General features: G+C 61.0%; 11 protein-coding genes and 1 pseudogene. 5 read left to right on the top strand and 7 right to left on the bottom strand.

All coding sequences use genetic code 11. From position 1 onward, the window contains the following. The first annotated feature begins 1 nt into the window (after position 1). Positions 2 to 1,084, top strand: coding sequence for a bifunctional transcriptional activator/DNA repair enzyme AdaA (locus ACYP2Q_RS01015; protein ID WP_459728693.1), 1,083 nt, complete (start codon positions 2 to 4; stop codon positions 1,082 to 1,084). A 39-nt stretch (positions 1,085 to 1,123) separates the two neighbouring features. Then, positions 1,124 to 1,741, top strand: a complete 618-nt coding sequence (locus ACYP2Q_RS01010) for a DNA-3-methyladenine glycosylase family protein (protein ID WP_459728692.1) — start codon at positions 1,124 to 1,126, stop codon at positions 1,739 to 1,741. A gap of 113 nt (positions 1,742 to 1,854) precedes the next feature. Here ACYP2Q_RS01010 and ACYP2Q_RS01005 read toward each other — a convergent pair whose 3' ends face one another. From ACYP2Q_RS01005 to ACYP2Q_RS00995, 3 genes are all read right to left on the bottom strand, one after another. After that, entirely contained in the window at positions 1,855 to 2,952 is a 1,098-nt protein-coding gene (locus tag ACYP2Q_RS01005; RefSeq protein WP_459728691.1) for an extracellular solute-binding protein, read from the bottom strand. Positions 2,953 to 2,954: 2 nt separating this feature from the next. Beyond that, the gene (aguA, locus tag ACYP2Q_RS01000; RefSeq protein ID WP_459728690.1) at positions 2,955 to 4,079 is read right to left on the bottom strand and encodes an agmatine deiminase; all 1,125 of its coding nucleotides are present in this window, start codon (positions 4,077 to 4,079) and stop codon (positions 2,955 to 2,957) included. 100 nt (positions 4,080 to 4,179) lie between these two features. After that, complete coding sequence (locus tag ACYP2Q_RS00995) at positions 4,180 to 5,064, bottom strand: LysR substrate-binding domain-containing protein (protein WP_459728689.1); 885 nt, start codon at positions 5,062 to 5,064, stop codon at positions 4,180 to 4,182. Positions 5,065 to 5,296: 232 nt separating this feature from the next. Between ACYP2Q_RS00995 and ACYP2Q_RS00990 the strand changes: the two genes are divergently transcribed. Then, positions 5,297 to 5,785 carry a GFA family protein gene (locus ACYP2Q_RS00990; protein ID WP_459728688.1) on the top strand — a complete coding sequence of 163 codons (489 nt, stop codon included), beginning with the start codon at positions 5,297 to 5,299 and terminating at the stop codon, positions 5,783 to 5,785. On the opposite strand, the gene ACYP2Q_RS00985 is transcribed toward ACYP2Q_RS00990, so the two are convergent. Further along, a complete protein-coding gene (locus tag ACYP2Q_RS00985) occupies positions 5,774 to 6,388 on the bottom strand; it encodes a MiaE family protein (protein ID WP_459728687.1) in 615 nt (204 codons plus the stop codon). The genes ACYP2Q_RS00990 and ACYP2Q_RS00985 overlap by 12 nt on opposite strands. A 161-nt stretch (positions 6,389 to 6,549) precedes the next feature. Here ACYP2Q_RS00985 and ACYP2Q_RS00980 point away from each other — a divergent pair, with 161 nt between their 5' ends. Next, positions 6,550 to 7,413: a universal stress protein gene (locus ACYP2Q_RS00980; protein WP_459728686.1), complete on the top strand. Its 864-nt coding sequence runs from the start codon at positions 6,550 to 6,552 to the stop codon at positions 7,411 to 7,413. A 50-nt stretch (positions 7,414 to 7,463) separates the two neighbouring features. Here ACYP2Q_RS00980 and ACYP2Q_RS00975 read toward each other — a convergent pair whose 3' ends face one another. Continuing rightward, positions 7,464 to 7,934: a DUF1289 domain-containing protein gene (locus ACYP2Q_RS00975; RefSeq protein WP_459728685.1), complete on the bottom strand. Its 471-nt coding sequence runs from the start codon at positions 7,932 to 7,934 to the stop codon at positions 7,464 to 7,466. A gap of 407 nt (positions 7,935 to 8,341) precedes the next feature. Here ACYP2Q_RS00975 and acnB point away from each other — a divergent pair, with 407 nt between their 5' ends. Further along, a complete protein-coding gene (acnB, locus tag ACYP2Q_RS00970; RefSeq protein WP_459729459.1) occupies positions 8,342 to 10,942 on the top strand; it encodes a bifunctional aconitate hydratase 2/2-methylisocitrate dehydratase in 2,601 nt (866 codons plus the stop codon). Between the two features lie 87 nt (positions 10,943 to 11,029). Here acnB and ACYP2Q_RS00965 read toward each other — a convergent pair. Continuing rightward, a pseudogene (locus ACYP2Q_RS00965) lies at positions 11,030 to 11,731 on the bottom strand (STAS domain-containing protein); the annotation flags it as partial. Then, a complete protein-coding gene (locus ACYP2Q_RS00960) occupies positions 11,680 to 11,856 on the bottom strand; it encodes a SulP family inorganic anion transporter (RefSeq protein WP_459729458.1) in 177 nt (58 codons plus the stop codon). The pseudogene ACYP2Q_RS00965 and the gene ACYP2Q_RS00960, both read right to left, overlap by 52 nt. Positions 11,857 to 11,954: the final 98 nt, after the last annotated feature.

The following is an 11,954-nucleotide window of genomic DNA, read 5'->3' as shown; positions in this document are numbered from 1 at the left end:
CATGAACCTACCACACTCGCTGCTTCCGCCCCACGCCGAGATGGTCCGCGCCATGCTCGAACGAGACACCACCTACGAGGGGGTGTTCTTTACTGCGGTCAAGACCACCGGCATCTTCTGCCGCCCCGGTTGCACTGCACGCAGCCCCAAGCCTGAAAATGTCGAGTTCTTCGCCCACGCCGACGAGTGCCTGGCGGCCGGGTATCGAGCTTGCCTGCGATGCAAACCCATGGACGCCGCCGCGATTGCGCCGCAATGGGTGCAGCAGTTGCTCACATCAGTGGACGCCGATCCGGAGAAGCGCTGGACCGACGCCCAATTGCAGGCTGAAGGCATCGAGCCACTGAAACTGCGGCGCTGGTTCAAACAGCATTTGGGCATGACGTTCCATGCCTGGCTGCGCACCCGACGCCTGGGCATGGCATTGGGCGGCATCAAGCAGGGCGATTCGATCGACAGCGCGGCGTTCGATTCAGGCTACGAATCCCTGAGCGGCTTTCGCGATGCGTTTCAAAAGTCCTTCCACATCACCCCGGGACGCGTCGCCAACAGTGAGCCGCTGCTGTTCACGCGGTTGACCACGCCATTGGGGCCAATGATCGCCATGGCTGAGCGTCGTGGGCTGGTGCTCCTGGAATTTCTCGACCAGCCTTCGCTGACCCGCGAAGTGCAAACCCTGCAAAACCGCCATGGCTATGCCGTGGCACCGGGGCATAACGCGCATTTACAGCAAGTCGAAGCCCAACTGACCGAGTATTTCGCCGGCGAGCGCACTGAATTCAGCGTCCCCCTGCACATGCCCGGCAGCGAGTTCTCCCGCCAGGTATGGGCCGAGCTGGCGCACATCCCCTACGGCCGGACCACCACCTACGGCGCGATTGCAGCCACCCTGGGCAAACCCGGCGCCAGCCGCGCCGTCGGCCTGGCCAACGGGCACAACCGCCTCTCGATTATCGTGCCCTGCCATCGGGTGATCGGCGCCGATGGCTCGCTGACCGGCTACGCGGGAGGCCAACCGCGCAAGGCATTCCTGCTCAGGCTGGAAAAGGCGGCGGTGCAGATCACCGAGCAACTGGCCTTTTGATCACGAGGCCGCATTCGTCAGCCCCTCCAAGGATGCTTAATGCCTGACCCCTACCGCCTGGCCAGCCAATGGCTGGCAGATCTGGATGACGACTGGCGTCGCCACATCGACGCCGTCGGCCCGTGCCTGCATCAACCCCACACCGCCCGCGATCCCTATGAGTCGCTGGTCCGCGCGATTGCCTATCAGCAACTGCACGCCAGGGCCGGGGATGCGATTGTCGGCCGGTTGCTGGCGCTGTACCCCTCGGAGTCGTTTCCGAGGCCTGAGCAGATTGTGGTGACGGATTTCGATCGACTGCGCAGTTGCGGCTTTTCCGCCAGCAAGATTGCGACCATCCAGGGCATCGCCCAAGCGACGCTCGATGGCGTGGTACCGGATTACGCCAAGGCGCTGGCCATGGACGATGAAGCGCTGATCGAGCGCCTGGTCACCCTGCGCGGCGTGGGCCGCTGGACCGTGGAAATGCTGCTGATCTACAGCCTGGAACGGCCGGATATTTTGCCAGCCGATGACTTTGGCGTGCGCGAGGGCTATCGACGGCTCAAGGGGCTTGAAGTGCAGCCGACGCGCAAGCAGATGATCGAGATCGGGCTGGCGTGGAGTCCGTATCGAACCGTGGCTGCCTGGTACTTGTGGCGGGTGCCCGGCAAATAGACCGCGTTATCGTTCATCGCCAGCAGGCTAGCTCCCACAGTGTACCGCCTAACCTGTGGGAGCTAGCCTGCTGGCGATGACGGCATTCCAGGCGACACATCACCCAACGCCAATCACAGCCCGGATTTCAATCGTGTAAACGCCCGAATCAACGCGCGGTTGAACACCTTGCCATTGTCATTCTTGCTGTACAACGAAGCCCGCACCGCCTGCGCCGGATAGGTCCCAGGATCATTGCGAATCGCCGGGTCGATCAAAGTGTCCGCCGTCGTGATCGCATTGGCGTAGTGAATGGTATCGGTGATCGGCGCGATCACTTCCGGGGTCATCAGGTAATCCATCAAGGCCAGTCCCGCCTCGGGGTGCGGGGCGTCCTTGGGGATCACCATCGCATCGAACCAGATCAGCGTGCCCTCCTTCGGTATCCGGTACTGCAACGAAAACGGCTTGTTCGCCGCTTGTGCCTGCCCCGCCGCAATGGCCACGTTGCCGTTCCACGACATCGCCACGCAGGAATTGCCGTTGGCCAGGTCGCTGATGTTCAGGTCGTTGTCGAAGTAGCGAATGTACGGGCGAATCTTCGCCAGTTGCTGCTCGGCCAGTTTCAGGTCATCGAGGCTCTGGCGGTTGATGTCCAGGCCCATGTACTTCATGACCGCGGCGAACACTTCGTTGGGGTCGTTGAGCAGGCTGACCCCGCAATCGGCGAATTTCGATACAACCGCAGGATCGAATAGCATGGCCCAGCTGTCCGTTGGCGCATTGGCCAGGCGCTGCTTCACCGCCTCTTCCTGATAACCCACGCCAGTGGTGCCCCAGGCGTAGATCCCGGCATAACGGTTGCCCGGATCGAACACTGCCATGTGCTGGCGGAACTCTTCGCCGACACCGGCAAAGTGCGGTATCTGCTGCTTGTCCACGGCCTGGATCGCGCCGCTCTGGATCGCCCGGGACAGATGCTGCCCCGCCGTCAGCACCAGGTCATAACCGCTGCGACCGGTGAGCAGTTTGGTCTCGACGGTTTCCAGGGAGTCGAAGTGATCGACGACGACATGGATACCGGTTTTTTTCTCGAAGTTGGTCAGCGTGTCCGGGGCCAGGTACTCGCCCCAGATGTACAGATTTACCACAGGTTTGGCGGTGTCGGCGGCCTGCACACACAGGGGTGCAAGCACCAGCATTAACGCTTGAGTCAGCTTGTGCAGGCGCATTTTTATGCTCCCTTTTTGTTGCAGTCAGTGCCTGCGTACTGCGGCATGGTGATGCAGGCGACGTTGCCGCCGCCAAGGAGAATTTCCCGGGAGTTTTCGATGCCGACGACCTTGTGCTGCGGGAACAGTTCGGCCAGGGTCGCCAACGCGACCTGATCATTGCGATCGCCAAACAGCGGCACCACGATCGAGGTATTGCCGGCGTAGTAGTTGATATAGGACGCGCAGATTTTCGTACCCGCCTGACGGGTATGGGTGCTGTCTTGCTGATCCAGGCCTTCGGCCTCCTCCAAGGTCCATTCCAGCACATCCGGTTGCGGCAGCTTGTGCACGATCAACTCGCGCCCCCTGCTGTCGCGGGTGCTGCGCAGGATGTCGTAGGCCTCCTGGTAGATTTCCCACTGCGGGTCGTCGCGATTGTCGGTCCATTGCAGCACCACTTCACCGGGGCGCACGAAGCACGCCAGATCGTCGACGTGGCCGTCGGTTTCGTCGAACTTGCACCCACGCGGCAGCCAGATGACTTGCTCGGCGCCGAGGTAGTCGGTCAAGCGGCGAGTGACCTCGTCCTTGCCCAGGTGCTGGTTGCGGTTACGGTTGAGCAGGCATTGCTCGGTGGTGAGGATGCTGCCCTGGCCGTCGCTCTGGATGCCGCCGAGTTCGGCAATCAACGGCACGCGATAGCGATCGAAGCGCTCGATTTCGAGGATTTTGCTGGCGATCTGGTCGTCCTTGTCCCAGGGGTAGTACAAGCCGCCGTCGAGGCCGCCGTAGGCATTGAACTCGAAGTCGACGCCGCGCACTTCACCGCTCTGGTCATTGACCACGAAGCACGGCCCGCTGTCGCGGAACCAGGTGTCGTTGCAGGTCATTTCCACCACTCGCACCTGTGGCGGCAACTGCCGGCGCGCGGTGGCGAATTGCGCAGCCGAAGCGCAGACGGTGACCGGTTCGCTCTGGGCGATGGCGCTGACGATCTGCACCCAGACTTTCTGCGCAGGCTTGGCGCCATTGCGCCAGACGTCGGTACGCTCCGGCCAGCCGAGCCAGCAGCCGGACTTGGCTTCGAATTCTCCGGGCAAACGGAAGCCGTCGGATTTAGGCGTGGAATCGAGCAAACGGGCCATGGGCAAACCTCATCAGTGGGCATTGGAATGACCACAGGCTAAGGTTGCCGGCCCTCTGCTCGCCAACGATGATTATTTCGGAATACTTGAATTGAACTCATCAATCGACCAATTGATCGTTGAACCAATCCAGCATCTGCGTCACCGCTGGCCGCTCCAGGCGCACGCGCTCGCACACCAGCGCGTATTGGCCCAGAGCGGTCATGCTTGAGGTGAACGGCCGGACCAGGCGACCGCTGAGCAGATCCTCCTGGGCCGTCAGGTTATCGCCCATGGCCACGCCCTGCCCTTGCGCCGCCGCCTCCAGCGCCAGCCCCGCATGGGCAAAATACAGCTGTCGTTCCGGCCGTTGGTCGCCGGCATGGCTGGTGAGCCACGCGGTCCAGGTCTTGCCGTCCTGATCGTCGTGCAGCAGGCAGTGACGCACCAGGTCCCTGGGGTTTTTCAGCGTGCCCTGGTTGAACAGCCCGGGGCTGCACACCGGAAAAAACTGCAACGCCGGCAGAGGCCGGACGAAATAGGCACTGCTGTCCACGGGACCGGTGCCATAGGTGATCGCCAGGTCGATGTCCTCGCCCGGCGCCGTGGCGTCGATCGGTTGCTCGTAGAGGTGCAAGGTGATGTGCGGATAACGCGCGTAAAAATCCGTGAGACGACTCATCAACCACTTCTGCGCGAGTTCGGCGGTGACTGCCAGGCGCAACACCGCCAGCGACGATGGATCGCGTAGCTCATCACAGGCATCACCGATCAATTCGAAGGCCTGCTGCAAACTTTGCATCAGCCGTCCAGCGGCCATGGTCGGGCGAATCTGCCGGCCTTCGCGCACGAACAGCGATACCCCAAGCTGTTCTTCCAACTGGCGGATCTGGTGGCTGACGGCGCTGTCGGTGACGCACAGCTCTGCGGCTGCCCGGCCGAAATGAGCGTGGCGGGCGGCGCATTCGAAGGTTCGCAGGGCTGCCAGGGAAGGTAGTCGTCGCATCGGGTCGGGTCCGGGGTTCGAGGCGCTCATGCTGACCCGGTGGATCGTGGGCGTCCAGTGGGACCGCGTTATCGTTCATCGCCAGCAAGCCGGCTCCTACAGTTATCGCGCGCACATAAATATCATGTTTGCCCAAGATCCCTGTAGGAGCTGGCTTGCCAGCGAAGGCGGCAGCACTATAAACACACATCTTCTAGGCTGAACGCACACCTTCACTTCAGCGGAGATTCCCATGCAACTCGAAGGTTCCTGCCATTGCGGCGCGGTGTCGTTCAGCCTCACCAGCGCCCACCCCTACCCTTATCAGCGCTGCTACTGCTCGATTTGCCGCAAGACCCAGGGCGGTGGTGGTTACGCGATCAACATTGCCGGCGATGCCAACAGCCTCAAAGTACGCGGTCGAAAAAACATCGCCATCTACCATGCCCTGCTCAAGGGCGAAGGCGAGAAACGCGCCCATCGCAGCAGCGCCGAGCGGCATTTCTGTTCGCTGTGCGGCTCGGGGTTATGGTTGTTCAGCCCGGAGTGGCCAGAGTTGATCCATCCGTTCGCATCCGCCATCGATACACCGCTGCCGGTGCCGCCGGAGCATACGCACTTGATGCTCGGTTCCAAGGCCCCTTGGGTGGAAGCCGAGGTGCAACCGGGGGATAAACGGTTTGATGTTTATCCCGAGGAGTCCATTGCGCAATGGCATGAACGTCTGGGTTTAAGCCGCTGATGCTACGGGCACACCGCTGTGGAAACGAAACTCCACGTCCGGCGACTCGATCAGCTCCTGCTCGGCCGCGCGGACCTTGTCGATCACCTGGGCGATGTCCTTGGCGTCCCCGTACTGGTACGCCAGCTTCAGGTACCCCTGGAAATGCCGGGCCTCGCTTTTGAGCAGGCCGAAGTAGAACTTGCCCAGTTCTTCGTCCAGATGCGGCACCAGAGCCTCGAAACGCTCACAACTGCGGGCCTCGATGAACGCGCCGACCACCAGGGTATCCACCAGTTTCACCGGCTCGTGACTGCGTACCACCTTGCGCAGCCCCGAGGCGTAACGCCCGGCGGACAGCTGACGCAACCCGACCTTGCGTTTTTTCATCAGGCGCATGACCTGCTCGTGGTGCACCAGCTCTTCCCGGGCCAGGCGCGACATCATGTTGATCAGGTCGACGTGGGAGTGATACTTGGCAATCAGGCTAAGCGCTGTGCTGGCAGCCTTGAATTCGCAGTTCTTGTGGTCGATCAGCAGCGTTTCCTGATCGGCCAGCGCGGCTTGAACCCAGCCGTCGGGGGTGCGGCAGCCAAGGAACTCGTGAATTTCGGGAAGGATCATGGGGCTCACGGATAAATAGGTGTAAATCGAAGGGCGCCGATTATACCGGCCTGCCCGAAGACCACCAGCCACTACCGTTGATATGCATCAAGTCGCCGACTGCCGCGCAGCAACTATAGTTGTGCAACGCCATGCTTTTTCATTTTCAGGAGATCCCGATCATGCAAGCCATTCGCAGCATTCTGGTGGTCATCGACCCCGAGCATTCGGAAAGCCTGGCGCTCAAGCGAGCCAAACTGATCGCCGGCGTGACCCAGGCGCACCTGCACCTGCTGGTCTGTGATCCCAAGCATGATCACAGCGCCATGCTCAGCGTGCTCAAGGCGGCGTTGCTGGAAGACGGTTACAGCGTCACCACCGAGCAGGCCTGGAACCAGAGCCTGCACGAAACCATCGTCGATGTGCAGCAGGCGGAAGGCTGCGGGCTGGTGATCAAACAGCATTTCCCCGACAGCTCGCTGAAAAAGGCCCTGCTGACGCCGGTAGACTGGAAACTGCTGCGACTCTGTCCTACCCCGGTGCTGCTGGTGAAAACTGCCGGCTCCTGGAAAGACAAGGTAATCCTGGCCGCCGTCGACGTGGGCAATATGGAAAGTGAACACCGCCATTTGCACGACACCATCATCGATTACGGCTATGACATCGCCAGCCTGGCCAAGGCGCACCTGCATGTGATCAGTGCCCACCCATCGCCCATGCTGTCGGCGGCCGACCCGACGCTGCAGCTCAGCGAAACCATCGAGGCGCGTTATCGTGAACAGTGCAAGGCGTTCCAGGCGGAATTCGACATCGACGACGAACACCTGCACATCGCCGAAGGCCCGGCGGATGTGTTGATTCCGTTCATGGTGCACAAACTGCAGGCGGCCGTGACGGTGATCGGCACGGTGGCGCGCAGCGGGTTGTCAGGGACCTTGATCGGCAATACCGCCGAAGTGGTGCTCGATGCGGTGGAGAGCGATGTGCTGGTGCTCAAGCCACAGGAGGTTGAGGATCACCTGGAGGAATTGGCGGTCAAGCATTAAGACCTGTTGTGCCTGGAAAATTGCCATCGCGGGCAAGCCCCCCGATGCTTTCAGGCGCCGAAGGCGTCTTTGAGGAACCCGGGCGCGATATAGCGCTGATAATGCGCCTCAGACAGCAAAAAGAATTCCCGATCAATGGCATCACGCAGTTCCGGCAGGTTCCAGTCGCGAAATTCCGGCAACAGCACCATCCCGTAGGCTTCCAGATTGTTGATCACCCGGGCGCCCCGGGCGATCAACTGGTAGGCCCAGCAATATTCGGACTGATGCGGCACGAAGCGGATCTTGCGTTGTTCCAGCTGGGTCCTGAGCAGTGCCGGGTCGAAAATTTCCACCTTGGCGGCCATCACCTGGGACAACAACAGCTCAAGACGCAGCCATACCGCGCGTTTTTCTTCCTCGTTGTAGCCGTTCCAGCGGATCACTTCGTGGTGAAAACGCTTGCAGCCACGGCACACCAGATCACCGTAAACAGTGGAGCAAAGGCCGACGCAGGGGGTCTTGATGGTCTGATTGGGCATAGGTAGGCAGGACGCGAAAAGCAAAACAGGACGGCATGTTAGCCCTTTGTCTAACATTGATCACCCCTCAAAGTTTCAAGAGCCAACTTACCTTTAATTTTTTTTTGCCGTAGAATCAGCCTGCCTTTTTAGGCGCCAATGTCCGTTAGAAGCTGTTTTCAAAGCGTCACGAGCACAGTCGTTCCTTCAGAGCGGTGTTGGCGTAGGGTTTTTCCAGCGGGGAAAAGCCCAACGCCAACCCTCATCAGCTCCCGTTCTGCAGGCGTAAAACTTTGAAAGCAGCTTCTGTAAGGAATTGTCGGTAATTCTGGCTAAGTGGCCCACAACGCCATGCAGCGCATGAGTACGGCAATTTCGGGATGAGCGTCCCGGACACCCATTTGGGACCACTGATGAGGGTAATAACTGTGCTTGAAGCCTACCGCAAACATATCGAAGAGCGCGCAGCACTGGGTATCGTTCCCCAGCCGCTTAACGCCGAACAAACTGCAGGCCTGGTCGAGCTGCTGAAGAATCCCCCGGCTGGCGAAGAAGCATTCCTCGTTGACCTGATCACCAATCGCGTTCCGCCTGGAGTGGACGAAGCAGCCTATGTCAAGGCCGGCTTCCTGTCCGCCATCGCCAAGGGCGAAGCCACCTCCCCCCTGATCGACAAGAAGCGCGCTGTTGAACTGCTCGGCACCATGCAGGGCGGCTACAACATCGTGACCCTGGTGAACCTGCTGGACGACGCCGAACTGGCGCCAGTAGCCGCCGCAGAACTCAAGCACACCCTGCTGATGTTCGATGCCTTCCACGACGTCGCTGAAAAAGCCAAGAACGGCAATGTACACGCCAAAGGCGTGCTGCAATCCTGGGCTGACGGCGAGTGGTTCGTGAAGCGCCCGGTGCTGGCCGACAAGATCAGCCTGCGCGTGTTCAAGGTCTCCGGTGAAACCAACACCGACGACCTGTCCCCTGCTCCGGATGCCTGGTCCCGTCCAGACATCCCGTTGCACGCCCTGGCCATGCTGAAAATGGCTCGCGACGGCATCGTGCCGGACGCACAAGGCGTCACCGGTCCGATGAAACAGATCGAAGAAATGCGAAACGCCGGCTTCCCGATCGCCTACGTCGGCGACGTGGTCGGTACAGGTTCCTCGCGTAAATCGGCGACCAACTCGGTGCTGTGGTTCTTCGGCGACGACGTTCCCTACGTGCCGAACAAGCGTGCCGGCGGTTTCTGCTTCGGCAACAAGATCGCTCCGATCTTCTACAACACCATGGAAGATGCCGGCGCACTGCCAATCGAATTCGACGTGTCCAACATGAACATGGGCGACGTGATCGACCTGTACCCTCATGCTGGCAAAGTCTGCAAGCACGGCACCGACGAAGTCCTGACCACCTTCGAAATGAAGACCCCGGTGCTGTTGGACGAAGTTCGTGCTGGCGGCCGTATCCCGCTGATCATCGGCCGTGGCCTGACCGAGAAGGCTCGTACCGAGCTGGGCCTGCCACCTTCGACCCTGTTCAAGAAGCCAGAAGCTCCGGCTGAAAGCACCAAGGGTTTCACCCTGGCGCAGAAAATGGTCGGCAAGGCTTGCGGCGTGACCGGCGTTCGTCCGGGCACCTACTGCGAACCGAAGATGACCACCGTGGGTTCCCAGGACACCACAGGTCCCATGACCCGTGACGAACTGAAAGACCTGGCGTGCCTGGGCTTCTCGACCGACCTGGTGATGCAGTCCTTCTGCCACACCGCGGCTTATCCAAAGCCGATCGACGTGACCACCCACCACACCCTGCCTGACTTCATCATGACCCGCGGCGGCGTTTCCCTGCGTCCGGGCGACGGCATTATCCACTCGTGGCTGAACCGCATGCTGCTGCCAGACACCGTCGGTACCGGTGGTGACTCCCACACCCGTTTCCCGATCGGCATCTCGTTCCCGGCCGGTTCCGGCCTGGTGGCGTTCGCCGCAGCCACTGGCGTCATGCCGCTGGACATGCCTGAGTCGGTACTGGTTCGCTTCAAGGGCGAACTGCAGCCAGGCGTCACCCTGCGTGACCTGGTTCACGCCATTCCTTACTACGCGATCCAGGCTGGCCTGCTGACCGTAGAGAAGAAAGGCAAGAAAAACGCCTTCTCCGGTCGCATCCTGGAGATCGAAGGCCTGCCTAAGCTGACCGTCGAGCAAGCGTTCGAACTGTCCGACGCCTCGGCCGAACGTTCGGCTGCCGGTTGCACCATCCAGCTGTCGAAAGAGTCGATCGCTGAATACCTGCAATCGAACATCACCCTGCTGCGCTGGATGATCGGCGAAGGCTACGGCGATGCCCGTACCCTGGAGCGTCGTGCCCAGGCGATGGAAGCCTGGCTGGCCAACCCAGAGCTGATGGAAGCGGACAAGGACGCCGAGTACGCCGAAATCATCGAGATCGACCTGGCCGACATCAAGGAGCCTGTACTCTGCGCTCCAAACGACCCGGACGACGCTCGCCTGCTCTCCAGCGTTGCTGGCGAGAAGATCGACGAAGTGTTCATCGGTTCGTGCATGACCAACATCGGCCACTTCCGCGCTGCCGGCAAGTTGCTGGAACAGGTCAAGGGTCAGTTGCCAACCCGTCTGTGGCTGTCGCCGCCGACCAAGATGGACGCTCACCAGCTGACCGAAGAAGGCTACTACGGTATCTACGGCAAGGCTGGCGCGCGCATGGAAATGCCGGGCTGCTCGCTGTGCATGGGTAACCAGGCACGTGTAGAGCCGAACTCGACTGTGGTGTCGACTTCGACCCGTAACTTCCCGAACCGTCTGGGTGACGGCGCGAACGTCTACCTGGCTTCGGCCGAGCTGGCGTCCGTGGCTTCCATCCTGGGTCGCCTGCCGACCGTCGAGGAATACATGGAATACGCTGGCAAGATCGACAGCATGGCGGCCGATGTCTACCGCTACCTGTCCTTCGACCAGATTGCCGAGTTCCGTGAAGCTGCTGCGAACGCCAACATCCCGGTCGTTCAAGCCTAACGCTGCAACGCAATGAAAAACGCCGCCCATCGTGAGATGAGCGGCGTTTTTTTATGGTTTCTGCCTCAACACCCTCGCTCCCACAGGTTATGCGTACGGTTTGAAGGCCTGCTGCACCGCGCCATCCACACTCAACCCGCTCAGCATCACCCCATTGGCCTCAACCTCCGGCAACAGCGCCAAAGCTGTCTGCGCACTGTCCTTCAGGCGCGCCAGAATCAGCCGCTTGCCTTCCTTGTGCACCCGCACGAAAAACGCCTGCATCGCCTCGATGCGGGTGCCATCCAGGTCAGGTGACTCCTCCAGACGGAGGATCACGGTATGCACAGGCACTTGCCAATGCCGGATCAAGTGCAAGGCGGCACCGAGCATCCGTTCGACGTTAGCAAAGAATAACGCCTCGCTCGGACGCACAATCAGCACGCCCGCTTCGGCTTTCGCGGCTGGATGGCGCTTGAGATCGACAAAATCGTGACCGCCATCGATCCGCCCGAGTACCTGGATATCCGCGGCCGACTTTTGCTTGAGCATCAGCAACACACTGATCGCCACGGCGACCAGCAAGCCGTCCAGCACGCCCAGCAGCACGGCCCCCACCGCGCATATCACCAGCAGGCGGTCCCGCCGCCAGATGAAACAGCGACCCAGCGGCTGCAGGCTCAAACCGCGCGCCAGGGCATGGATAACGATGGCGGCGAGAATCGGCTCCGGGGCCAGGGCGATATAGGGCAACACCGTCAAGACGATAAGCAGCACCACCAGCGCCGCCACGCCCCCGGCCAGGCGCGAATGGTGCCGAACAGGCCGTAGCACAGCAATCCGGCGAACAAGGCGATCACCCCGGCCTGAGGCGCCAGGGCGGCGATGCTTGAATAAGCGACAGCTTGCGGCAACAACAGGCCGGCTATCGACATCCCGGCCAGCAGGTCCTGCCAGCGGTTGGGTTGTTCGGTGGGGTTTGCGTGGGGGACGCTCGACAATCCAGTGTCTCCAGGCGAAAAAAAACCGCTGC

The sequence above is a fragment of the Pseudomonas sp. MHK4 genome, from assembly GCF_054600775.1.
Note: the sequence above shows the minus strand (reverse complement) of the source record. Positions and strands in the feature narration are given on the sequence as shown.